Annotated in this window: 19 protein-coding genes; 13 read left to right on the forward strand and 6 right to left on the reverse strand. The window is 65.5% G+C overall.

Features of this window, described 5'->3' with window-relative positions; translation table 11 throughout:
- The first annotated feature begins 45 nt into the window (after nt 1–45).
- The 8 genes from Q1A36_RS13425 to Q1A36_RS13460 all read left to right on the forward strand — a co-directional run bounded on the left by Q1A36_RS13425 (nt 46) and on the right by Q1A36_RS13460 (nt 11,643).
- Nucleotides 46–936, forward strand: coding sequence for a fatty acid desaturase (locus tag Q1A36_RS13425; protein WP_299844899.1), 891 nt, complete (start codon nt 46–48; stop codon nt 934–936).
- A complete protein-coding gene (locus tag Q1A36_RS13430; protein WP_299844902.1) occupies nt 933–1,631 on the forward strand; it encodes a PhnD/SsuA/transferrin family substrate-binding protein in 699 nt (232 codons plus the stop codon). The genes Q1A36_RS13425 and Q1A36_RS13430 overlap by 4 nt, the downstream gene beginning before the upstream one ends.
- Nucleotides 1,624–2,931 (forward strand): FAD-dependent oxidoreductase, encoded by a 1,308-nt coding sequence (locus Q1A36_RS13435; RefSeq protein ID WP_299844905.1) that lies wholly within the window; start codon nt 1,624–1,626, stop codon nt 2,929–2,931. The genes Q1A36_RS13430 and Q1A36_RS13435 overlap by 8 nt, the downstream gene beginning before the upstream one ends.
- On the forward strand, nt 2,928–5,474 hold the full coding sequence (locus tag Q1A36_RS13440; protein ID WP_299844908.1) for an FAD-dependent oxidoreductase: 2,547 nt from the start codon (nt 2,928–2,930) through the stop codon (nt 5,472–5,474). Before Q1A36_RS13435 ends, Q1A36_RS13440 begins: the two co-directional genes overlap by 4 nt.
- 115 nt (nt 5,475–5,589) lie before the next feature.
- Entirely contained in the window at nt 5,590–7,236 is a 1,647-nt protein-coding gene (locus Q1A36_RS13445; protein ID WP_299844910.1) for an ABC transporter substrate-binding protein, read from the forward strand.
- A 57-nt stretch (nt 7,237–7,293) separates the two neighbouring features.
- Nucleotides 7,294–8,379 carry an ABC transporter permease gene (locus Q1A36_RS13450; protein ID WP_299844912.1) on the forward strand — a complete coding sequence of 362 codons (1,086 nt, stop codon included), beginning with the start codon at nt 7,294–7,296 and terminating at the stop codon, nt 8,377–8,379.
- Nucleotides 8,379–9,536 carry an ABC transporter permease gene (locus Q1A36_RS13455; protein ID WP_299844914.1) on the forward strand — a complete coding sequence of 386 codons (1,158 nt, stop codon included), beginning with the start codon at nt 8,379–8,381 and terminating at the stop codon, nt 9,534–9,536. The genes Q1A36_RS13450 and Q1A36_RS13455 overlap by 1 nt, the downstream gene beginning before the upstream one ends.
- A 4-nt stretch (nt 9,537–9,540) precedes the next feature.
- Nucleotides 9,541–11,643 carry an ABC transporter ATP-binding protein gene (locus Q1A36_RS13460; RefSeq protein WP_299844916.1) on the forward strand — a complete coding sequence of 701 codons (2,103 nt, stop codon included), beginning with the start codon at nt 9,541–9,543 and terminating at the stop codon, nt 11,641–11,643.
- A 41-nt stretch (nt 11,644–11,684) separates the two neighbouring features.
- On the opposite strand, the gene Q1A36_RS13465 is transcribed toward Q1A36_RS13460, so the two are convergent.
- Nucleotides 11,685–12,281, reverse strand: a complete 597-nt coding sequence (locus Q1A36_RS13465) for a TetR/AcrR family transcriptional regulator (RefSeq protein WP_299844918.1) — start codon at nt 12,279–12,281, stop codon at nt 11,685–11,687.
- 78 nt (nt 12,282–12,359) lie between these two features.
- On the opposite strand from Q1A36_RS13465, the gene Q1A36_RS13470 reads away from it, so the two are divergent.
- Entirely contained in the window at nt 12,360–12,578 is a 219-nt protein-coding gene (locus Q1A36_RS13470; RefSeq protein WP_299844920.1) for a hypothetical protein, read from the forward strand.
- A gap of 71 nt (nt 12,579–12,649) precedes the next feature.
- On the opposite strand, the gene Q1A36_RS13475 is transcribed toward Q1A36_RS13470, so the two are convergent.
- From Q1A36_RS13475 to Q1A36_RS13485, 3 genes are all read right to left on the reverse strand, one after another.
- Entirely contained in the window at nt 12,650–13,963 is a 1,314-nt protein-coding gene (locus tag Q1A36_RS13475) for a TIGR00366 family protein (RefSeq protein ID WP_299844922.1), read from the reverse strand.
- A 79-nt stretch (nt 13,964–14,042) separates the two neighbouring features.
- The gene (locus Q1A36_RS13480; protein WP_299844924.1) at nt 14,043–15,485 is read right to left on the reverse strand and encodes an HlyD family type I secretion periplasmic adaptor subunit; all 1,443 of its coding nucleotides are present in this window, start codon (nt 15,483–15,485) and stop codon (nt 14,043–14,045) included.
- Nucleotides 15,482–17,230, reverse strand: coding sequence for a type I secretion system permease/ATPase (locus Q1A36_RS13485; RefSeq protein ID WP_299844926.1), 1,749 nt, complete (start codon nt 17,228–17,230; stop codon nt 15,482–15,484). The genes Q1A36_RS13480 and Q1A36_RS13485 overlap by 4 nt, the downstream gene beginning before the upstream one ends.
- Nucleotides 17,231–17,438: 208 nt before the next feature.
- Between Q1A36_RS13485 and Q1A36_RS13490 the strand changes: the two genes are divergently transcribed.
- From Q1A36_RS13490 to Q1A36_RS13505, 4 genes are all read left to right on the forward strand, one after another.
- Nucleotides 17,439–18,269 carry a VacJ family lipoprotein gene (locus tag Q1A36_RS13490; protein WP_299844928.1) on the forward strand — a complete coding sequence of 277 codons (831 nt, stop codon included), beginning with the start codon at nt 17,439–17,441 and terminating at the stop codon, nt 18,267–18,269.
- Nucleotides 18,259–18,858: a phospholipid-binding protein MlaC gene (locus Q1A36_RS13495; protein WP_299844929.1), complete on the forward strand. Its 600-nt coding sequence runs from the start codon at nt 18,259–18,261 to the stop codon at nt 18,856–18,858. Before Q1A36_RS13490 ends, Q1A36_RS13495 begins: the two co-directional genes overlap by 11 nt.
- A 101-nt stretch (nt 18,859–18,959) precedes the next feature.
- A complete protein-coding gene (locus Q1A36_RS13500; protein WP_299845006.1) occupies nt 18,960–19,499 on the forward strand; it encodes a heme NO-binding domain-containing protein in 540 nt (179 codons plus the stop codon).
- Between the two features lie 6 nt (nt 19,500–19,505).
- Nucleotides 19,506–20,936, forward strand: a complete 1,431-nt coding sequence (locus tag Q1A36_RS13505) for an ATP-binding protein (protein WP_299844931.1) — start codon at nt 19,506–19,508, stop codon at nt 20,934–20,936.
- 83 nt (nt 20,937–21,019) lie between these two features.
- On the opposite strand, the gene Q1A36_RS13510 is transcribed toward Q1A36_RS13505, so the two are convergent.
- Both Q1A36_RS13510 and Q1A36_RS13515 read right to left on the reverse strand, forming a co-directional pair.
- Nucleotides 21,020–21,412: a GFA family protein gene (locus tag Q1A36_RS13510; RefSeq protein ID WP_299845009.1), complete on the reverse strand. Its 393-nt coding sequence runs from the start codon at nt 21,410–21,412 to the stop codon at nt 21,020–21,022.
- Between the two features lie 37 nt (nt 21,413–21,449).
- Nucleotides 21,450–23,717: a transglycosylase domain-containing protein gene (locus Q1A36_RS13515; protein WP_299844933.1), complete on the reverse strand. Its 2,268-nt coding sequence runs from the start codon at nt 23,715–23,717 to the stop codon at nt 21,450–21,452.
- Nucleotides 23,718–23,868 lie beyond the last annotated feature (151 nt).

The raw sequence follows: 23,868 nt of genomic DNA on the forward strand, positions 1-23,868 counted from the left end.
CAGGGCCGCACTTCGCACACTCGTCTGATCCTTCAGGGAGTCGCGATGAAAGTCGAATGGCCGACGGTCGCCCTGACCGTCGTCACTTACGGGCTGTGGATTGCTGCCGGCGCGCTTCTGTGGCCGGCCCATCCGGTCCTTGCGCTGGTGCTGATGACGCTGACCACTGCGCTGCATTCCTCGCTGGTCCACGAGAACCTGCATGGCCACCCGACCCGGAAGCGCTGGCTGAACGAGGCACTGGTCGCGATCAATCCCGGTCTCATCTATCCCTATCGCCGTTACCGCGAGACGCATCTGCGCCATCACCACGATGCAAGGCTGACCGATCCGTTCGAGGACCCCGAAAGCTATTACAAGGCGGCTTGGAGCTATCGGCAAATGCCCGGCTGGCTGCGCGGGCTGCTGCAGGTGAACAATACGCTGGTCGGGCGGATGGTGCTGGGTCCGGTGCTGGGCGGTGCGGGCTTCCTGGCGGGTGAGGTCCGGGGCATCTGGCAGGGTGCGCCGGGCATCCGGCTTGCATGGCTGCTGAACCTTCTGGGCTGTCTGCCGGTGATCGCGGCGCTGGTCTGGTGGGGTATCCCGGTCTGGCTTTACCTCGTGACCGTGGTCTGGGGCAGCCTCGCGCTGATCTCGATCCGCACCTTTGCCGAGCATCGCTGGCACGAGACGCCCGAGGGCCGCACCATCATCGTCGAACGCTCGCCGCTGTCGCTGCTGTTTCTGAACAACAACCTGCACATCGTCCATCACAAGTTGCCCGGTGCGCCCTGGTATCGGCTTCCGCGCCTCTATCATGAACAGCGGCTGGAATGGCTGGCGATCAATCAGGGCTATGTCTATCCCAATTACCGGGCGCTGTTCCGCGCCCATGCCCTGCACCGGAAAGAGCCGGTCGAGCATCCCGTTCTTTATCGTGAGAGACTGCCATGACCGGACGCGCCGCCCTGCCCATGTATGACTGGCCCGAGGTCCGCGATCGGACGCGCGCCTTCTGGCAGGGGCTGCGCGAGCGCGTCGCCGGCCTGCCCGAACTGTCGCACCCGGTCGAGATGGAGGATCTTCTGGCGATCTGGCGCGACCCGGCGACGGTGATGACCGAATGCTGCTGGGGCACGGTCGATTTGGGGATGTGCACGGTTCAGCAGATCCTGGCGCAGCGGAATTACGACGGCGTCCTTGGCGGCGAGGGGATCAACTATCGCTCGGCGCTGGTGATGCGCTCGGGTGAGGTGGCGCAGCCCGCGGCGGGGGCGGTGCTGCCCATGGGAATCGAGGGGCTGAAATGGGCGGCGAACCAGCCCGACAGCCGCTCGGGCTGGCTCGGCATCGCCGAGGATGCGGCGCTGTCGGCGGAAGAGGTGCTTTGGACCGGCGCGCATCGTGAATCGATCCGGAAGATTGCCGCCGGTGAGGCCGATATTGCCGCCATCGACTGCCTTAGCTGGCAGCTGGCGCAGGCCTACGAGCCGGCGGCCAAGGGGCTGGTCGTGGTCGGCTGGACCGCACCGCGCCCCGGTATCTTCTTCACCACCGGCATCGACACCCCGCCCGAACTGGCGCAGGCGTTGCGCGGCGCACTGCTGGCAATGGACCAATATCCTGCGCAGGAGCCGGCGCATGTCTGAGCGGTATGACGCCATCCTCATCGGCGCCGGGGTCATCGGCAATGCCATCGCCTTCGAACTCGCCAAGCTCGGCTGGCGCACGCTCAGCATCGACAAGGGGCCGGATGCGGGCTCGGGTTCCACCTCCTCCTCGAGTGCCATCATCCGCACCTATTACTCGGTCGAGGCCTCCTGCGCGCTGGCCTATGAAGGCTGGCATTACTGGCGGGACTGGGCGGCGCATGTGAACCTGCCCGAGGGCGTGCCGCTGATCCGGTACAACGAGACCGGCTGCCTGGTGGTGAAGGGGCCGGCCAACAAGGACCTGGTCCATGTCATGCGGATGATGGACCATATCGGCTGCCCCTATGAGGAAGTGCCGACCGAACGCATCGCCGATTACCTGCCGGGTGTCGATCTGCGCGCCTATTACCCGCCGAAGCGCCCCGAGGAGGACGGTTTCTGCGAGCCGACCGGGGGTGAGATCGCGGGGGCGGTGTTCTTTCCTCAAGGCGGTTTCGTCAATGATCCGAAGCTGGCGGCCGAGAACCTGAGGCAGGCGGCCGAGGCGCAGGGCGCGCGCTTCCTGTTCCGCGCCGCCGTGGCCGAGATCCGGCAAGAGGATGACCGGGTGGCCGGGGTCACGCTGGCGGACGGGCGGCAGATCGATGCGCCGGTGGTCATCAATGCCGGGGGGCCTTGGTCCTCGAAGCTGAACGAACTGGCCGGAGTGACGCGCGGGATGAAAATCTCGACCCGGGCGAACCGGCAGGAGGTGGCCTATATCCCCGGGCCGCGGAATTTCGACTTCGGCACGAATGGCTATATCTATTCCGACGGCGATACCGAAACCTATGCCCGTCCGGACAGTCCCGGGATCATGTGCATCGGCTCGGGCGATCCGCAATGCGATCCGCGCGAATGGGTCGATGATCCCGACAGCCTGCGGCAGGATTTCACCGATCAGTGGACGGTGAACGTGATGCGCACGGCGCAGCGCTTTCCCGAATTGCCGATCCCCGGACAGGCGCGGGGGATCGTCGCGCTTTACGATGTCAGCGACGACTGGCTGCCGATCTATGACCGCTCGGATCTGCCCGGCTTCTACATGGCCTGCGGCACCAGCGGGAACCAGTTCAAGAACGCCCCGGTGGCGGGCAAGATCATGGCCCATATCGTCACCTCCTGCGAGGCGGGCCATGACCATGATGCGGACCCGCTGCAATTTCATCTCGCGCGGATCGATCGGGTGATCGATCTTGGCACCTATTCGCGCAAGCGCGAGGTCAACCCCAATTCCAGCTTCTCGGTGATCGGATGAGTGACAGGAACGTTCATGTGGTGGTGATCGGCGGCGGAGTCGTCGGCTGTTCGGTGCTGTTCCATCTGGCCAAGGCGGGCTGGACCGACAGCCTGCTGATCGAGCGATCCGAGCTGACCTCGGGGTCAAGCTGGCATGCGGCGGGCGGGTTTCACACGCTGAACGGCGATCCGAATGTGGCGAAGCTTCAGGCCTACACGGTCGGGCTTTATGACGAGCTGGAAAAACTCTCCGGGCAGGCCTGCGGGCTGCACCTGACCGGCGGCGTGATGATGGCCGACAGCGAGGAACGCATGGACTGGCTGCGCATGACCCATGCGCGCGGCCGGGTGCTGGGGATGGAGACCGAGCTGATCACCCCCAGCGAGGCCAAGGCGATGTTCCCCTTGATGGACGAGACGCAATTCGTCGGAGCGTTGTGGGACCCGGTCGAGGGGCATCTGGACCCATCGGGGACCACCCATGCCTATGCCAAGGCGGCGCGCGCGCTTGGCGCGCAGATCGAGCTGAGGAACCCCGTCAAGGAGCTGACGCAGGATGCCGACGGGACGTGGAATGTCATCACCCAGAACGGCACCATCCGGGCCGAGCATGTGGTGAATGCCGGTGGTCTCTGGGCGCGCGAGATCGGGCGCATGGTCGGGCTGGAGCTGCCGGTGCTGGCGATGGAGCATATGTACTTGCTGACTGAGGACATGCCCGAGGTGATGGAATTCAACGCCAGGACCGGGCGCGAGTTGGTCGGCGTGATCGACTTCAAGGGCGAGATCTACACCCGGCAGGAGCGAAACGGTATCCTGCTTGGCACCTATGAGAAGGCGGCGAAGCCTTGGTCGCCGGTCACGACGCCCTGGGATTTCGGCCATGAACTGCTGGAACCGGATCTCGACCGCATCGCCCCCTCGCTGGAAGTGGGCTTCCGGCATTTCCCGCCCTATGAGCGCGCCGGGATCAAGACCGTCATCAACGGCCCCTTCACCTTCGCCCCCGACGGCAACCCGCTGGTCGGGCCGGTGCCGGGGCTGACGAATTTCTGGTCGGCCTGCGCGGTGATGGCGGGCTTCAGTCAAGGCGGCGGCGTCGGGCTGGTGCTGGCCAACTGGATGACCACGGGCGATCCGGGCCATGATGTCTTTGCCATGGACGTGGCGCGATACGGCGAATGGGCCACCCTGCGCCATACCAATGCCAAGGTGCGCGAGAATTATTCGCGCCGCTTCTCGATCCGTTTCCCGAACGAGGAACTGCCCGCCGCCCGGCCGCAGGAAACCACGCCGATCTATGACATCCTGACCCGTGACAAGCACGCGGTCATGGGCGACAACTGGGGGCTGGAAGCGCCCCTGTGGTTCGCGCCCTCGGCGGATGAGGCGCATGACGTGCCGATGTTCCACCGCTCGAACGATTTCGCACATGTCGGTGCCGAGGTCAGGGCGGTGCGCGCGGGGGTGGGCGTTACCGAGATTTCGAACTTCGCCAAATACGAGGTGACGGGTCCGGGGGCGGAAGCCTTCCTCGACCGGCTGATGACCAATCACATGCCGAAGCTGGGGCGGCTGGTGCTGACGCCGATGCTGAACCCCGAGGGCAAGCTGATCGGCGATTTCACCATTGCCCGCGCCGCGCCCGAGCGTTTTCTGATCTGGGGCAGCATCGCCGCCAGCAAGTATCACATGCGCTGGTTCGAGAGCCATCTGCCCAAGGATGGCTCGGTGCGGCTGCACCGTTTCGGCACCGATCTGGTCGGTTTGTCGCTGGCCGGGCCGAAGTCGCGCGAGGTGCTGCAGCGCCTGACCGATGCCGATGTCAGCAATGCCGGTTTCCGCTTCATGGATTTCCGCGAGATGGACATTGCCGGCTCTCCCTGCCTGGTGAACCGCATCACCTATACCGGCGATCTGGGCTACGAGATCTGGATGCGCCCGGCCTTCCAGCGCCGGGTCTACCTGGCGATCCACGAGGCCGGGGCGGATCTGGGGCTGGTCGATTTCGGCATGCGGGCACTTCTGTCCATGCGGCTCGAGAAGAACTTTCCGACATGGTTCGCGGAGCTGCGCCCGATCTATGGCCCCTATGAGGCCGGGATGGATCGGTTTGTCAGGCTGGACAAGGATTTCATTGGTCGAGACGCGGCGGCGCGGGAAAAGGAAGACGGGCCAAGGCTCAAGCGGGTGTCGCTGATCATCGAGGCCGAGACCGCCGATGTGCTGGGCGACGAGCCGATCTGGGCGCGCATCCCCGCGCCCTCGGAGGCGATCACCCCGCCGCATGATTTCGGCGCGCCGCGCTTTGACGCCGAGGGCCGCGAGACCGCGCGGGTGCAGATCCAGACCGACGGCGACTGGTCGGTGGCGGGCTGGGTGACATCGGGCGGTTATGCGCATGGGGTGGGCGCCTCGATGGCGCAGGGCTATCTGCCCGCTGCGCTGGCCGAGGCCGGGCAGGAGCCCGAATTCCAGGTCGAGATTCTGGGTCGGCGCTATTCCGCCCGCATCGCCCATGAACCGCCCTTTGACCCGGCGGGCGAGCGGATGAGGGCGTAAAGCGCCAATGTTGCGCCGGTTTTTTGCCTCGCATCCAGAAAACTTGCTGCTACGCTAGGGCTAACAACAGCGCGGCCGCGAAGCCGCCAGCACATCAACCGGAGGACAAGACGACATGCCCAAAGACATCAAGTTCCCGTCCCTGCATCCCAAGGCCTGGATGTACGCGGCAGAGGCGAAGGCTGGCCAGCTGAGCCGGCGCGAGTTCCTGACCCGCGCCACCGCGCTTGGCGTCACCGCCACCGCCGCCTATGGGATGATCGGCCTGACCGCGCCCGCCAGGGCGCAGCCGGCCGGCGATCCGGTGACGGGCGGCAGCATCAAGATGCAGATGTATATCAAGGCGCAGAAGGACCCCCGCACCTGGGACTGGTCGGAACACGCCAATGTCTGCCGCGGCTGGCTGGAATATCTCGCCAGCTATGAAAACGACGGTTCGGTCCTGCCGGTGCTGCTGGAAAGCTGGGACGTGAACGAGGATGCCACCGAATATACGCTGCATGTGCGTCCCGGCGTGACCTGGAACAATGGCGATGCCTTCGTCGCCGATCATGTGCGCCACAATATCGAGCGCTGGTGCGATGGCACGGTCGAGGGCAACTCGATGGCCTCGCGCTTCTCGACCATGGTGGACCCGGCGACCAACAAGATGCGCGCCGATGCGGTCGAAGTCGTCGATGACATGACGCTGAAGCTGAAGCTGTCGGCGCCCGACATCACCATCATTGTCGGCTGTGCCGACTACCCGGCGGCGGTCACACACCCGTCCTTTACCGGCAGCGACCCGGTGGCCGAGCCGATCGGCACCGGCCCCTATCGCCCGGTCAGCCACGAGGCCGGCGTCGGCGCGGTGATCGAACGGAACCCGGACCACAAGTGGTGGAACGAGGGCAAGGGCGCCTGGCTGGACCAGATCGAATTCGTTGATCTGGGCACCGATCCTGCGGCCTGGCTGGCGGCAGCCGAGGGCGGCGAGATCGATCTGGACTACAACACCATCGGCGATTTCGTCGATCTCTTCGACGGCATCGGCTGGGTCAAGTCCGAGGCGCTGACGGCGAACACGCTGGCCGTGCGCTTCAACCAGGAGCAGGAACCCTTCACCAATCCCGACGTCCGCAAGGCCGTGCAGATGGCGGTGGACAACACCAAGGTGCTGGAACTCGGCTATGACGGTCAGGGCACGGCGGGCGCGAACCACCATGTCTGCCCGATCCACCCCGAATATGCCGATATCGGCCCGGCGCCCCTCGATCCGGCAGCGGCCAAGGCGGCTTATGACGCCGCGGGCGCCCCGCCGATCGAGCTGGTGTCGCTGGACGAGGACTATCAGGCAGCCACCTGCGACGCCATCGCCGCGCAACTGCGCGACGCCGGCTTCACCATCGAGCGCAAGATCCTGCCCGGCGCGACCTATTGGAACGATTGGCTGAAGTTCCCCTTCAGCGCGACCGAGTGGAACATGCGTCCGCTTGGCGTGCAGGTGATGAAGCTGGCCTATCACAGCGCCGCCGCCTGGAACGAATCCGCCTATCGCAAGCCGGAATTCGACGCGCTGCTGGATCAGGCCATGGCGACGCCGGATGTCGAGGCCCGCAAGGCGATCATGGCGCAGGCCGAGCAGATGATGCGCGATGATGGCGTGGTGATCCTGCCCTTCTGGCGCAACACCTATCGCCACGCCAAGCCCAATATTGGCGGCGCGGCGATCCACCCGACCTTCGAGGTGCGTTACCAGCATTACTGGGTCGCCCCCGAGTAAGCCCTGTATCGGCGGCCCTGCAAGGGGCCGCCGCTTTCCTGTTCGGAGGGAGATGCCGTGCTGCGCTTCGTGATCCGCCGACTGCTGACCATCATAGCCTCGGCGCTGGTATTGACCTTCGTGGTCTTCGCATTGACCAATCTGCAACCCAACCTTGAAAAGCTGGCCAAGGGGCAGGGTTCCGCCCGGATGTCGGATGCCGAGGTGACAAGCTGGCTGGCCGGCAATGGCTATGACCGGCCGATGCTGACCCGCTATGGCGAATGGCTGGGCGTGGTGCCCGGCTGGACCGGCGAGGACAGCAACGGCAATCCGCGCGGCCGCTGTGTCGACCAGGCCGCGGACAAGGCCAATGCCCCAAGCTATTGCGGCATCCTGCAGGGCGAATGGGGCTGGTCCACCCGTTTCAAGGCGCCGGTTTCGGAAATCATCGCCGACCGGCTGGCAGCGACCGGCAAGCTGATGTTCTGGGTCATGGTGGTCATGGTGCCCTCGGCGCTGCTCTTGGGTGTCGTGGCCGGGATGCGCGAGGGCTCGCGCACCGACCGGACGCTGTCGACCTTCGCCATCGCCTCGACCTCGACCCCGGAATACGTGCTGGGCGTGCTGCTGGTCGCGGCGCTGGCCAGCTCGCAGGTGGGGCTGTCGCCCCTGCTGAAGGACTGGGGGCTGATCTCGACGCCGGTGTTGTTCCAGGGGAATGCCCGGTCTGCCGTCGATGACGCGAATTTCTGGAACTTCACCCTGCCGGTGATGACCGTGGCGCTTTACGGCATGGGTTATATCGCCCGGATGACCCGCGCCTCGATGACCGAGGTGATGACCCAGCAATATATCCGCACCGCGCGGCTGAAGGGCGTGCCCTTCCGGCAGGTGGTGATGAAACACGCGCTGCGGAACGCGCTGATCGCGCCCTTCACCGTCATCATGCTGCAATTCCCGTGGCTCCTGAACGGAGTGGTCATCGTCGAGGTGCTGTTCAGCTATCCCGGCTTTGGCTGGACGCTGGTCGAGGCGGCAGGGAACAATGACATCGAACTCTTGCTGGCCTGCTCGGTCGTCGCCGTGGTGCTGGTGCTGATCACGCAGCTGATCAGCGATCTCGGCTATGCCTGGCTGAACCCCCGCATAAGGATCTCGTGATGGAGGAAATCGGCTGGGTCTCGATCATCGGGCGGATGGCGGCGGTGTTGTGGCCCGTCTGGCTGGGCATGGCGCTGGTCTTTGCGCTGTCCTTCACCTTCAAGCGGCGGCTGGGGCTTTACGGCAAGCTGTTTGATTCAAATATCGGCATGGTCGGCTTTGCGCTGGTGCTGTTCTGGCTGCTGGTCGCCGTCTTCGCGCCGCAGATCGCCACGCATGATCCGCTGGCGCAGCTCTCTGGGATGAAGAACGCCGTGCCGGGAACCCCGACCGGGCAGGAGGGGGGCTATCCCTATTACCTGCTCGGTGGCGATTCACTGGCGCGCGACGTCTTCTCGCGGATGATCATGGGCGCGCGGGACGTGCTGAAGATCGCCCCCGCCGCCGCGCTGATTGCCTATGCGGTGGGCATCTGCCTCGGTCTGCCGGCGGGCTATATCGGCGGCTGGTGGGATGACGTCCTGTCTTTCCTCGCCAATCTGGTGCTGGCCTTCCCGGTGATCCTGCTGTTCTTCCTGCTCGTCACGCCCGAGATCCGCGCCACCGGCATTCCGAACATCATGGCTGCCGTGTTGTTCGCCATCCCGCTGGTGCTGATCGGGCTGATGATCCAGACCCGTTTCGTCACCCAGCCCGGCAAGAAGTGGGGCTGGCTGGGCGTGCTGGGCGTGCTGGGGATCTGGGCCTATCTGGGGCTGGCCTTCAACGCCGATCCGCTTGGCGTCTGGCGGATGCCGCCGAACCTTCTGAACGTCTTCATTGCGGTGGTTTTCGTGAACGCGCCCACGGTCTTCCGCATCGTGCGCGGGATCACCATGGACATCCGCAACCGCGACTATGTCGCCGCCGCCCAGACCCGGGGGGAGAGCAGCGCCTATATCATGCTGTGGGAGATCCTGCCCAATGCGCGCGGCCCGCTGATCGTCGATTTCTGCCTGCGCATCGGCTATACGACGATCCTTCTGGGGACGCTCGGCTTCTTCGGCCTCGGCGTCTCGCCCGAGAGCCCGGACTGGGGCTCGACCATCAACGAGGGGCGGCGGCTTCTGACCGCCTATCCCCATGCCGCGCTGGCGCCGGCCATCGCGCTGATGTCTCTGGTATTGGGCCTGAACCTGCTGGCCGACGGGCTGCGCGAGGAAAGTCTGAGGGATTGAGATCATGACCGAGACAGCCACCCAAACGGGCAGCGATCAGCCGATCCTCGAGATCGACAAACTGTCCATCAGCTTCTTCACCCGGCTCAGGGAAATTCCGGCGGTGATGGATTTTTCCTGCACGGTCATGCCCGGCGAGGCGGTGGGGCTGGTGGGCGAATCAGGTTGCGGCAAGTCCACCGTGGCGCTCGGGGTGATGCAAGATCTGGGCGTCAATGGCCGGATCGTCGGCGGCTCCATCAAGTTCCGTGGCCGCGACATGACCCAGATGTCGCAGGAGGAGCTGCGCCAGATCCGCGGCAGCCAGATCGCCATGATCTATCAGGAGCCGATGGCCAGCCTGAACCCGGCCATGCGCATCGGCGACCAATTGGCCGAAGTGCCGATGCTGCATGAAAAGACCAGCAAGGCCGCGGCGATGGCACTGGCGCGGCAACTGGTCGCCGATGTGCGCCTGCCCGACCCTGACCGTATCCTGCGCAGTTACCCGCACCAGCTGTCGGGCGGGCAGCAGCAGCGCATCGTCATCGCCATGGCGCTGATGTCGAAGCCGGCCTTGCTGATCCTTGACGAGCCGACCACCGCGCTCGACGTGACGGTCGAGGCCGGGATCGTCGAGCTGGTGAAGGATCTGGGCCGGAAATACGGCACCTCGATGCTGTTCATCAGCCACAATCTCGGCCTGATCCTCGAGACCTGCGACCGCATCTGCGTGATGTATTCGGGCGAGGCGGTCGAGACCGGCAGTGTCGAACAGGTGTTCGACCATATGCGCCACCCCTATACGCAGGCGCTGTTCCGCTCGATCCCGTTGCCGGGCGCGAACAAGAACAGCCGACCGCTGGTGGCGATTCCGGGGAATTTTCCCTTGCCGCATGAACGACCGCAGGGCTGCAATTTCGGCCCGCGCTGCGATTATTTCGTCGAGGGCGTCTGCAATGTAGCCGATATCCACATGCAGCCGGTGCCGGGCGAGGCGCGGCATGACACGCGCTGCCTGCGCTTCGAAGAAATCGATTGGGACGCGCCGGTCAAGGCGGCGGTGGCGACCGAAAAGACCCAGATCGGCGAAGTCGTGCTGAAAATGGACGATGTGCGCAAATACTATCAGACCAGCGCCGGCATGTTCGGCGGCGGCGATGCGCAGGTGGTCAAGGCCAATGAATCGCTGTCATTCGACGCGCGCGAGGGCGAGACGCTGGCCATCGTGGGCGAATCCGGCTGTGGGAAATCGACCTTCGCCAAGGTGCTGATGGGGCTCGAGACGGCGACAGCGGGCGAGATCCTGCTCTATGACCAGTCGATCGAGAATACCCCGATCCAGAAGCGCGCCACCGATACGGTCTCCTCGGTGCAGATGGTGTTCCAGAATCCCTTCGACACGCTGAACCCCTCGATGACCGTGGGCCGGCAAATCATCCGCGCGCTGGAGATCTTTGGCGAGGGCAAGACCGATGCCGAGCGGCGCGACCGGATGCTGCAACTTCTGGATCTGGTGAAACTGCCCCGCGCCTTTGCCGAGCGGATGCCGCGCCAGCTGTCGGGCGGGCAGAAGCAGCGGGTGGGCATTGCCCGCGCCTTTGCCGGGGGCGCCAAGATCGTGGTGGCGGACGAGCCGGTTTCGGCGCTGGATGTCTCGGTTCAGGCGGCGGTGACGCAGCTTCTGATGGATATTCAGCGCGAGAACGGCACGACGCTGCTGTTCATCAGCCATGACCTCAGCATCGTCCGCTATCTCTCGGACCGGGTGATGGTGATGTATCTGGGTCATGTGGTGGAACTCGGCACGACCGATCAGGTCTTTGCCCCGCCCTATCACCCCTATACCGAGGCGCTGCTGTCGGCCGTTCCGATTGCCGATACCCATGTGAAGAAGCGCAAGATCGTGCTGGAGGGGGATATTCCCTCGGCGGTGAACCCGCCGCCGGGCTGTCCGTTCCAGACCCGCTGCCGCTGGAAGTCGCAGGTGCCGGGCGGGCTTTGCGAGACCGAGATGCCGCCGCTGAAGGAACTGCCCGGCGGGCATCGGATCAAGTGCCATCTGAGCGATGCGCAGATGGCGGCGATGGAGCCGGTTTTCAGCGTCGAGCCGACGGCGGCGGAATAGGGTCGGGCGCGGCCCGTGCTGGTCGCACAGGCCAAATGAGTTCAGGCCCGCATCTCGGCCATGATCGATTCCGCCAGTTCCGCCGCAGCCTCCGGCCCCGGCAGCGTGTCGTTCAGCAGGAAATACCAGATCATCGAGATGATCCGCTGCTCGGCCCGCCTTGCGGTGACGGCGGGATTGAGCTGCCCCCGCTCTTCTGCGCGACGAATGATGTTGTCCAGCAGCAGCCAGCGTTCGCGCCGCTCGCGGTGCAGCGCCTCGCGGATGGTGGCATCGCTTTGCGCCTCGGCGATCAGCAGGCGCAGCATGGGCGCCAGCGGTTCCTGGCCATCGCTGCCCTGCATCTGGCGCAGCATCTGGGCGATGAAGGCGGTCACGTCGCTGGTCAGGTCGCCGGTATCGATATCCCCAAGCGTTGATTTCGCCCGCGAATAGAGCGCCAGCAGCAGATGCCCCCGGCTTGGCCACCAGCGATAGAGCGTGGCCTTGCCCGCGCGGGCGCGGCGGGCCACGGCCTCCATCGTCAGCTTCTGATAGCCCTCCTCGGCAATGATCTCGGCGGCGGCGTCCATCACCGCCTGTTCGGTGTCGGGGTTGCGGCGGGCACCGACCGAGGTGCGGGGAGGTTCGACAGCCATTTTTCTCACATTGCCTATTGCGATACGATACGTTCCGTTCTATATGATCGATACGAAACGTTCATATTGGTGTCTGCCATGTCCGCGCAAGCTTCTCAACCCTCCCGCATCCGCTTTGCGATGCTTGTCTTTGCCTTTGTCTATCCGCTGGTCACGCTGGGGCTGATGGTCCTGATGCCGTTGACCCAGGGCTGGCCAGTGCCGGCCCGCACGCTGATCCTTGTGCCGGTCATCGTCTGCGCGATGATCTGGGGGATCATCCCGCTGATCCACACGAGGCTGCGTCACCTGCTGTAAGCCCGGCGCCTGACAAAGAAGAACGGCGGGACCGGAAGGCCCCGCCGTGTGTCGTTCCGGTGCTGTGGTGGCTAGAGCAGCAACAAGAGCCCGCCGATGACCAAGCCGGTGATCAGCAGATGCACCACGCAGAAGCCCATGATATCGCGCGGCTTCAGCCCGGCAATGCCGAGCATCGGCAGCGCCCAGAAGGGTTGCAACAGGTTCGTCCAGGCATCGCCCCAGGCCACGCCCATCACCACGCGCGGCATGTCGGCACCAAGGGCCGCGGCAGCCGGCAGCATGACCGGGGCCTGCACCGCCCATTGACCACCGCCCGAGGGCACGAAGATGTTCACGATCCCTGCCGAGATGAAGCTCCAGAAGGGCAGGGTGGTGGCGGTCGAGATCGAGACGAACCATTCCGACAGGCTGGCCGCGAGACCGCTCTGGGTCATGATCGCCATGATCCCGGCATAGAAGGGGAACTGGATCACGATCCCGGCCCCGCCGCGCACGCCCTCGTCCAGCGCCGCCAGCAGGCTGCGAGCAGTGCCGTGGCACAGGATGCCGACGAAGAGGAAGAGGAAGTTCACCACGTTGAGGTTGATCGCCCCGCCGCCGATGAAATGCAGCGCCAGCCAGATCACCCCCGGAATGCCGATGGCCCACATCAAGAGCCGGCTGTTCTCCAGCCGCTCGGCCGGGGTGGCATTGGCGGGCAGGGGGGCGGGTGCCGCGTCATTGCCAAGCTTGGCCGGATCGACCAGCACCTGTTCCGATTCGGGCGGCAGCATCCCGCGATTGACCAGCGGGACGATGATGAACAGCGCCGCGACGATGGCGAGGTTCCAGACCGAGAAGATCGTGTCCGAAGTAGAAATTACCCCGATCTCGGCTTCGGTGAAATGCCCGGGCGTGGCGATGGTCAGCGGGATCGAGCCCGACATGCCGCCATGCCAGATGACGAAGCCTGAATAGGCAGCTGCGACCAGAAGCCGGTAGTCGACCTTGATCTGACGCGCCAGTTCCTTGGCGAAGATGGCGCCGACGACCAGCCCGAAGCCCCAGTTGATCCAGCTGGCCGCCAGCGAGACGACGCTGACGAGGATGATCGCCGACCCGCGCGAGGTCGCCAGCCCGGCCAGACGCTGCAGGATCTTCCGCACCGGCGGCGACGAGGCGAGGATGAAGCCGGTGACCAGCACCAGCAGCATCTGCATCGAGAAGGCCAGAAGCTCCCAGAAGCCGTTGCCCCACATGCGGATCAGATCGACCGGGTTGGTGCCCTCGCTGACGATGGCCGCCAGCGCGGCCACCAGCGTCAGGACGATGACGAAGATGAAGGCATCGGGCAGCCACCGCTCCATCAGGCGGGTGGCTGGCCGGGATAGGGCTCTAAGCATAGGTTACTCCTCACATTTCCCCCCGCGACGTTGGGCGAAGGATCATGTGAAGGCAAGGCGCAGAGGCGATGTTAGCGCATCAGCTTTCGCGGAAGGCGCGGTTGAAGTAATCGGCCAGCGGTTTCACCAGGTAATCCATGGGGCTGCGCTCGCCGGTCTGGATATAGACCTCGACAGGCATGCCGGGGACGAGCTCAAGCCCGTCAAGCTTGTCCATCTCGTGCGGCAGAAGCGTGACCTCGGCACGGTAATAGGGGGTGCGTGTCGCCTCGTCGATCAGCGCATCGGCCGAGACCCGCAGCACCTGCCCGTCGATCTCGGGCGTCGTGCGCGACGAGAAGGAGGAGAAGCGCAGCACCACCTCCTGGCCGGGCCGAACCTCGTCGACGTTGATCGTCGCCAGACGGGCACCGATGATCAGCGGGCGGTCCTGCGGGATGATGTACATCACCGGATCGGCCGGCCGGATGACCGAGCGGGGCGTGGTGAACAGCAGCTGGTAGATGATGCCCGAGACCGGCGCGCGGATCTCGAGCCGGCTGACCTGTTCGGTGAGGCTGCGGCGGCGCTCGGCCAGTTCCAGTTCGCGATAGCCCAGATCGCGCAATTCTGTCTCGGCGGTCTCGCGGCGCTCGGCGTTCAGGCGCAGCTTCTCGATGCCGATCTCGGTCTGCCGGGTCTCGGCCTGCGCGCGTGTGGCCTGCATCTCGCCCAGCTGACCATCCAGTCGTGCCGCCTCGCGTTCCAGGGCCAGCACGCGCGAGGCCTGCGCCAGACCCTTGTCCAGCAGCGAGCGCTGATCGGTCAGCTCTTGTTCGATCAGGTCGCGCTGCGCGCCGAGGGCGACGAACTGCGCGTCGATGCCCTTGATCTGCTGGGTCAGCTGCTCGGCCTGCTTGGACAACTGTTCCAGCGATTGCTGGATGGTATCGCGGCGGGCGTCGAACAGGCTCTGCTGCCCCTCCATCAGCTCGACCAGTTGCGGGTCGGTCTTGGCGGTCTCGATCAGGTCGGCCGGAAACTCGATCGTCGCGGCATCGGCCCGCTCGGCCTCCAGCCGGCCGCGGCGGGCGAGGATCTCGAAATACTGGCCCTCGACGATGGTCAGCTCGGTTTGCAGCAGGTTGCCATCCAGCCGGATCAGCGGCTGACCTGCCGCGACCGTCTCGCCCTCGGTGACGAGAATCTCGGAGATCACCCCGCCATCAGGGTGCTGCACGACCTGACGGTTCTGCTCGACCTCGACCTGTCCCGGGGCGACCACGGCACCGGCAATGCGGGTGAACATGGCCCAGGCCCCGAAGCCGCCGAACAGCAGGAAGATGCCCAGAAGTCCCGTGAACACCGCGCCGCGCACTGGCCAACGCTTGACGACCTCGGCCTTGCTGACCCCGACCTTGATCGCGGGCGGAGGCGGCGGTGGCGGGCCCGGGTCGACGAGTTCGGCATCCGGAATGGCCTGCTGCTTGATCGGCTGTATCCGGGCCATCGGCTGGCCCTTGGGCTGGTCCTGTCCGCTCATGTAATGCCCCCACTCTGACCCGCGCCCTGTGACTGGCGGATCTGCTCGGCGTTCTTGACCATGGATTTCAGTACCTCGTCACGCGGCCCGAAGGCGCGGCGTTGACCCTGATCGAGCACCAGCAGCAATTCGCATTCGGCGATCGCGGCAGGCCGGTGGGCCATGATGATGACCGCGCCACCGCGCGCCTTGATCGAGCGGATGGCGAGGTTCAGCGCCTCGGAGCCCTGATTGTCCAAATTCGAGTTCGGCTCGTCCAGCACGAACACGGCCGGCTGCGGATAGAGTGCGCGCGCGAGGCCGATGCGCTGGATCTGTCCGCCGGACAGCCGCCCGCCGGACTGGCTGATTACCGTGTCATAGCCCTGCGGCAGGTCGAGTATCATCTGATGCGCGGCGGCGGCCTGGGCTGCGGCGACGACGCGCTGGGGATCGGGTTTCGGACTCATCCGGGCGATGTTTTCGGCAATGGTGCCATCGAACAGCGTCACCTGCTGGGGCAGATAGCCGATCAGGCTGCCCAGCACGTCCGGGTCATACTGGTCCAGCGTCGCGCCATCGAGGCGGATCGAGCCGCTGGCAATCGGCCAGCCGCCGATGATGGCCCGGGCCATGGTGGTCTTGCCGGCGCCCGATGGGCCGATGACGCCCATCGCCTGACCGGGGGCGAGCGAGAAGCTGACGCCGCGCAGGGTTGGCTGGCTCTGCCCCGGTGGCACCACCGAAAGCTGCCGCACATCAAGCTGCGCTTTGGGCCGGGGCAGGGGTGTGCGGTCGGGCTGCGGCGGGCGGCGCGACAACAGATCGCTGATCCGCGCCCAGCCATCCTGAGCACGCTGGACCACGGACCAGCCACCCACCACCTGATCGATCGGCGCCAGCGCCCGGCCCATCAGGATTGAACTGGCGATCATCGCGCCCGGGGTCAGCTCTTGTTGCAGCACCAGCCAGGCACCGGCGGCCAGCATGGCGCTTTGCAGGAACAGCCGGAAGGTCCGCGAAAACACCGTGAAGGTCGAGGTGCGGTCGGTGCCCAGCATCTGCTGTTCGGTCGCCTCGCTGCGGGCCTTGCGCCAGCGCTCGAAGGCGGCGCCGCGCATCCCCAGTGAGCCGATCAGCTCGCCCTCGTCGCGATAGAGATCCGACATGCGCTCGGCCCGCTGCTGGGCAATCGCCGAATGTTGCAGGGGCGCGCGGCTGAACCACTGGTTCATCAGCGTGGCGACGACCACGATCCCGCCGCCGACCACGGCCACCACGCCCAGGAGCGGGTGGAAGATGAAGACCGCCGCGAGAAAGATCGGCGCCCAGGGCAGGTCGAACAGCGCCAGCAGGACCGGAGAGGCGAAGAAGCGATGAATCGCCTCGAGATCGCGGATGCCGCCACGCACGGCCACATCGTTGCCCGAGCCGGCGCCTTCTGCCAGCGCGGCGGTAAAGACCCGCGGCTCCATCCGGTTCAGGAAGCGGGCGGCGACACGCGCCATCACCCGGTTGCGCGCGATGTCGAGCACGCCCATCAGCAGGAACAGGAACACCACCAGTGCGAAAAGCGCCGTCAGCGTCTCGACCGAGCGCGAGGCCAGCACCCGGTCATAGACCTGCAGCATGAACAGGGGGCCCGTCAGCATCAGGATGTTCACCGCGGCCGAGAACAGCCCCACGATGATGAACAACTGCCATCCTTCGCCCCGCGCCGCGCGAAGCTCGGCCCTGCCGCGTTGACTGTCAGGCGCTCTTGCCATGATATCGTCCGTCTTACCTGTTGCGCCCTGCGCGGGTGATCCCGGAGGGCGGCCTGTGCCATCGGCAGACCTTCACCGGCCAGGTCTTCCCGCGCTTGCTCTGCCGTCGGATCAGTTCTATGCGAGTTCCAGCGATTATAACAGGCCGTTTCGCCAGCGGGGCGCGCCTCTGACAAGGTGGTAAATTCGTCCGCCAGAGAGGACCGACTTGCACGCATGCCGCGCCCTGTCCCGCGCCGCCACCCGGCTGGCTGCCACGCTTCTGATCGCTGGTTGTGCTGCGCAGGCACCCTCCGATCCCGAGGCGGTCAACGATCCGTTCGAGGCGGCCAACCGCCGGGTCCATGCCTTCAACAAGGGTGTCGACACGACCCTGATCCGGCCGCTGACCGGCGGCAAGGAGGATGAGGCGGTTGCGGGGGGGGCTGCGGGCGAAGCGGACGGCGGCGCGATGGATGTTCTGGGCAATGTCGGCGCGAACCTGTCGCTGCCGGGCAAGGTGCTGAACCAGATCCTGCAGGGCCGGCCCGGCCCGGCGTTGAAGAACACCGCCCGATTTGCCGTCAACAGCACGCTGGGGCTGGGCGGTCTGCACGATCCGGCGGGCCGCGAGTTTGCGCTGACCGAGGTGGATACCGATTTCGGCGAGACGCTGCATGTCTGGGGTGTGCCGGAAGGCGCCTATCTGGAACTGCCGGTGCTGGGACCCTCGACCATGCGGGACGCGACCGGCAAGGTGGTAGATCTGGTCATCGATCCCTGGGATGTCTGGCTGGACGAGGATGAATACTGGGCCAGCTTCGCGATCCGCGCCGCCTCAAAAGCCGGTGAGCGGGCACGGTTCGGGGATACGGTGGATAGCGTTCTCTATGAAAGTGCGGATAGTTACAGCCAATTGCGGCTGATCTATCTGATGCATCGGCGCCACGAATTGTCACAAGGGGGGGCATCGGAAGATCCCTATGTCATTGATCCGTATGAAACCGAGCCTGCCGCTGCCGCAACGGATGCCTTCGTCATCGACCCCTATGAGGAGTAGGCGCGGCTTTCTGGCCCTGTCGGGTGCGGCGGTTGCCCTGCTGGCGCTGCGGCCCATGGGTGCGTTGGCGCTGAACACCGACCAGTCGCGCGCGCTGATCGAGACGGCGCTTGGCGAAGTCTATGCGGTGATCAATTCCGGTCAGGCTCCGGCGCAGATGTATCGCCAGTTCGAGACCATCTTCGCCCGCTATGCCGATGTCGGGATCATCGCCCGCTCGGCCCTCGGTCCGGCGGCGCGTCAGGTCGGCGGGGTTGAGTTCGCCGCCTATCAGCAGGCGTTTCAGGGCTATATCGGCCGCAAATACGGCAAGCGCTTCCGTGAGTTCATCGGCTCGAAGATCGAGGTCACGGGCGCGCGGCCGCTGAAAAGCTTCTTCGCCGTGACCTCGGTCGCCTACCTGAACGGCCGCTCGCCGATGCAGGTGGAATGGCACGTCTCGGACAAGTCGGGGCAGAGCAAGTTCTTCAACATCATCATCGAGGGTGTGAACATGCTGGCGAGCGAACGCAGCGAGATCGGCGCCATGCTGGCACGCCGCAATGGCGACATTGCCGCGCTGACCGCCGATCTGCAGCAGGCGGGCTGACCCCAACCCGCCCCCGTTCCCGGCGAGCTTCACCGCAAATTAAGCTCTTTGCCTTATGACCGTCTCCATGCCTTGCAGAAAGGGTGGATGACGTGAAGGGTATGGTCTTCAGCGAGCTGATCGAGATGGCCGACGAGCTTCTGGGCGAAGCGGTGGTCGATGAGGTCCTCTCCAGCGGCGATTTCAGCTCGGGCGGGGCCTATACCTCGGTTGGGTTCTATCCGTGCGACGAGTTCATGGCGCTGGTGCAGGCCCTCAGCACCCGCAGCGGGCTGCCACTGAACGACTATCTGCGCCGATTCGGGCACTGGATGTTCTGGCGCTACAGCGCCCGCTATTCCCAGTTCTTCGCCGACAAGACCGATGTGCTGACCATGCTCGAATCGATCGAGACCGAGGTGCATATCGAGGTGCGAAAGCTTTATCCGGGGGTCGAGTTGCCGCGATTCGAAAGCCGACGGCTGCTGGACGGAGACGGGCTGGAACTGACCTATCATTCGCCGCGCCCGCTTGGCGATTTCTGCCACGGGCTGGTCGAGACCTGTATCGAGTATTTCGGGCGCCCGGCGAGCGTCGAACGTCAGGATCTGACCGTGCCCGAGGGCATGTGCGTCCGCTTCACCATCCGGATGGAGGGCTGAGCGGTCATGTCCGGTGACGGCGATCCGGCGAGCCGGGCTGCGGGACCGGTGTCGCGTGCGCGCTTCGAACGCGAGCGGCGGGCGCGGCACGAGGCCGAGGCGCTGCTCGAGACCTATAGCCGGCAGGTCTACGAGGGCAATCGGCGGCTGCACCTGCAGGCCGAGATGCTGGAAGAAACCGTGCGCCAGCGGACCATGGATCTCGAGGCGGCGCGGATCGAGGCGGATGCCGCCAACCAGGCCAAGTCGATCTTCTTGGCGCATATGAGCCACGAGATCAGGACACCGATGAACGGCGTTCTGGGCATGGCGGCGGAGCTGCGCGAAACCGGGCTGACCGCCGCCCAGCAGGAGATCCTGTCGGTCATCATCGAATCCGGCGATCTGCTCTTGTCGGTCATCAGCGACGTGCTGGACCTGTCGAAGATCGAGGCCGGCCAGGTCGCGCTGGAGCATCTGCCCTGCAACCTGGCCGAGATCGTTGCCTCGGCGCAGCGACTGTTCGGCCCCAAGGCTGCGGCCAAGGGGCTGGCCTTCCAGGTTCCGGACATGGCCCCGCTTTGGGTGGACAGCGATCCGACGCGCCTGCGGCAGATCGTCGGCAACCTTCTGTCCAACGCCATCAAGTTCACCGACCGGGGGATTGTTTCACTGCGGCTGGAATATCATCCTGGTGCCGTCGTGGCCCTGCCGGGCGAGCTGCAGATCGTGGTCGAGGACAGTGGCATCGGCATGACGCCGGAACAGCTTTCGCGGCTTTTCACCCCCTATATGCAGGCCGATGCCAGCATCGCGCGGACCCATGGCGGGTCCGGGCTGGGCTTGGCCATCGCGCGGCAGTTCTGCCGGATCATGGGCGGCGACCTGACGGCGGAGAGTGCGCCGGGGCAGGGCAGCCGCTTTCACGCGCGGGTCAGCGCCCGCCTGACCAATGAACGCCCGGCCGAGCGCAGTCAGGTCAGTCTGGAGCGCGACCTGGCCGAGCGGCTGAAGGGCGGTGGGCTGGATGTGCTTGCCGCCGAGGACAACCAGACCAACCAGCTGGTTCTGGTCAGCATGTTGCGGCGGCTGGGGCTGAGCCCGCGACTTGTCGATACCGGCACGGCACTGGTCGAGGCCTGGCGCGCACATGCGCCAGATCTGATCCTGATGGATGTGCAGATGCCCGGCATGTGCGGCATCGAGGCGACGCGGGCTATTCGGCGCGCCGAGGCCGAGGGCGGGTTGCCGCGCACGCCGATCATCGCCCTCTCGGCCGATGCGATGACCCATCACCTGAGCGAATATCTTGCCTGCGGCATGGATGCGAGCGTGCCGAAGCCGATCCGCCGCGCGGCACTGGTCGAGGCCATGCTTGCAGTTCTGCCAGCACGACCACCCGATGCGGGCCGGGCGCGACACGGGATGGCAGGGGGGAACGGGACGACCGGCGACTGAGCTGACTACGGCTGGCAGCGCCGGGGAAGGCAGTCCCACGATCATCGGGATGGTGACTGGCCAAGAGGGCTACTGCCGCCCGTTCATTCCTCGAACCGCCCGCGCGTATCGCGATCGGTCTGATATTCCCTCGGGCCCGGAAATCGCGGCAGCCAGCTCTCGCGGCGGCAGGTCCAGAGCTCATAACTCGGCATGAACTGGTCGGGCTCGTCCAGTGAGCCGAGATTCACCTCGATCTCGTCCTCCGTCCGGCCAAGGACGGGCGAGCCGCAATTGGCACAAAAGAACCGCCCCTGATAGTCGCGCACCTCGCTCTCGATCGACACGGCACCCTCGGGAAAGATGGCCGAGGCGTGGAACAGCGCGCCGTGATGCTTGCGGCAGTCGCGACAATGGCAAAGGCCGACCTGCCAGGGCCGGCCCGTCGCCGTGATGCGAAGCTTGCCGCAAAGGCAGCCGCCGGTGAACCGCTCTATGGCCTCTCCTCCCTGACCGCCCGGATTGCGGGCGGGATCAGTTTCCGCCCAGAATCCCGTTAAGCGCCTGGCTCAGCGCATCATCGCCCGAGCTGCTCGAGCTGCTGGCACCCGGAGTCTGCGGCGCGGGGGCCGGTGCCTGCTGCGCGGGTTGCTGTGCCGGCTGGTTGTCACGGATCGCCTCGGCCAGTGCCGCAGCCAGCGGGTCATCGGCCGAGCCGCTGGTGACGATCTGCTGCTCGCCCGATGTGCCGACGATGACGCCGCTGCCATCGGGCGAGACGGTCGACAGCGGCAGGGCCGGCAGACCGTCATGGATCTCGGTCATCACCGCCTGCCAGATCTCGGCCGGCAGACCGCCGCCGGTCACGCCCTTCAGCGGCGTGTTGTCGTCGTAACCCATCCAGACGCCGGTCACATATTGCTCGGTGAAGCCGATGAACCAGGCATCGCGATAGGAGGAGGTGGTGCCGGTCTTGCCGGCGGCCTCGCGGCCCGGCAGCCGGGCACGGGTGCCGGTGCCGCGCTCGATCACCTGTTCCATCATGTAGATCAGCTGGCCGGCGGCGCGCTGGCTGATGACGCGCTCGCCCATGCCGCCGGACTGGCCCATCAGCGGCTGGTCATCACCCTTGATGCGCAGTTCGATCAAGCCATAGGGGCTGACCGCGGTGCCGCCATTGCGGATGCCGGCATAGGCCCCGGTCATCTCCAGAAGTGTGCTTTCCGAAACGCCAAGACCCAGAGAGGGGCCGTTGGCCATGTTGCTGGCAAAGCCGAAATCCTCGGCCACCTTGCGCACCATGTCGCGACCGACCGATTCCTGCAGCCGGATGGTCGCGGTGTTCAGCGAGTTCTGCAGCGCCTGGGTCAGGGTGACATTGCCGCGATAGTTGCGGGTATAGTTCTTCGGAGACCACGGCCCCGAGCCCTTGACGTTGATGGTCAGCGGCCCGTCGAGCACCACGTCATTCGGGGAATAGCCCAGTTCCAGCGCGGCGGCATAGACGAAGGGCTTGAACGAGGATCCGGGCTGGCGCTTGGCCTGGGTCGCGCGGTTGAAGGCACCGTTCACCGTACTGTCGCGCCCGCCGATCATTGCACGCACCGCACCATCGGCACTCATCACCACGACGGCGGCCTCGGCCTTGCTGCCGTCCGAGACCTTTTCGTCAAAGACCTTGGCCAGGGCCCGCTCGGCCGCGCGCTGGATGCGCTGGTCGAAGGTGGTCATGATGGTGACGTCTTCGGTGGTCTCGCTGGTGAGGAAGCCGGGACCGGATTCCATCACCCAATCGGCGAAGTAACCCCCCGCCCGCGCCGCCGCCGCGCGGCTCAGCACCGCCGGTTCGGCCTTGGCGGCAGCCAGTTGTGCATCATCCAGATAGCCCTGTTCGTTCATCAGCCCCAGGATCACGCTGGCCCGGTCCTGCGCCCGCTGTAGGTTGGAGGTCGGCGCGTAGTAGCTGGGCGCGCGCAGAAGGCCCGCCAGCATGGCGGCTTCCGACGCATTTACGTCGCTAGCCGGCTTGTTGAAATACCGCTGAGCCGCAGCCTCGAAGCCACGTGCGCCACCGCCCAGATAGGAGCGGTTCATGTAGATATTCAGGATGTCGCCCTTGGAATACTTGGCTTCCAGTGCCAGCGCGAAGGGCACTTCCTTGACCTTGCGCCACAGGCTCGACTTGCGGCATTCGGCCTCGTAATCGGCCTCGTTCTTCCAGCGGATCGGGTCGAAGGTTTCGCCCAGGCACAGCAGCTTGGCCACCTGCGTGGTGATGGTCGAGCCGCCATTGCCTTCAAGCGGCCCACGCCCGGCGGCCATGTTGATGCGCATGGCGCCGGCGATGCCGATCGGATCGACGCCCAGATGGGTATAGAAGCGTCGGTCCTCGGTGGCGATCACCGCCTCCTTCAGCACCGGGGCGATCTTGTCTGAGCTGACCGTGCCGAAGGTCTCGCCGCGCCAGGCAAAGACCCGGCCGTCGCGGTCCAGCATCGTGACCGAGCCGCGCGCGCGGCCGTCAAAAAGCGCGGAAGCCTCGGGCAGGCCGCTGTAGTAGTAGAACGAGGCGGCGCCGATGATCAGGGCCATGACCAGCGCCAGCCGCCAGAAACTGCCCCAGATCACCCGCCAGATCAGGCTGACGAATCCGCTGACGCCACGGGTGACCATGTTGCCGCGCTTGGGCGGGGCGGGCTTGCGGCGTGTGGATGTCTTTGCCGGCGCAGGCTCGGTGAAGCTGCGCTTGTCGGCAACAGGGCTGCGCCCCGAGCGTTTCGGTGTATCGGTCGTTCGTTTCATGCCTGCGTTCCTGCCCGGCCGATTGATCCGACCCGATTGCGCAAAAGCATACAGGAAGAATCGTCTGGATGGAATGTGGCTGACCAATCCGTGATGGATGCTGAACCGTCCGGTTTCTGCCGCTTTTTGCGGCACTCAACTTCTGGTTTGC

Origin of the sequence: uncultured Paracoccus sp. (genome assembly GCF_947487305.1) — a bacterium.
GTDB lineage: Bacteria > Pseudomonadota > Alphaproteobacteria > Rhodobacterales > Rhodobacteraceae > Paracoccus.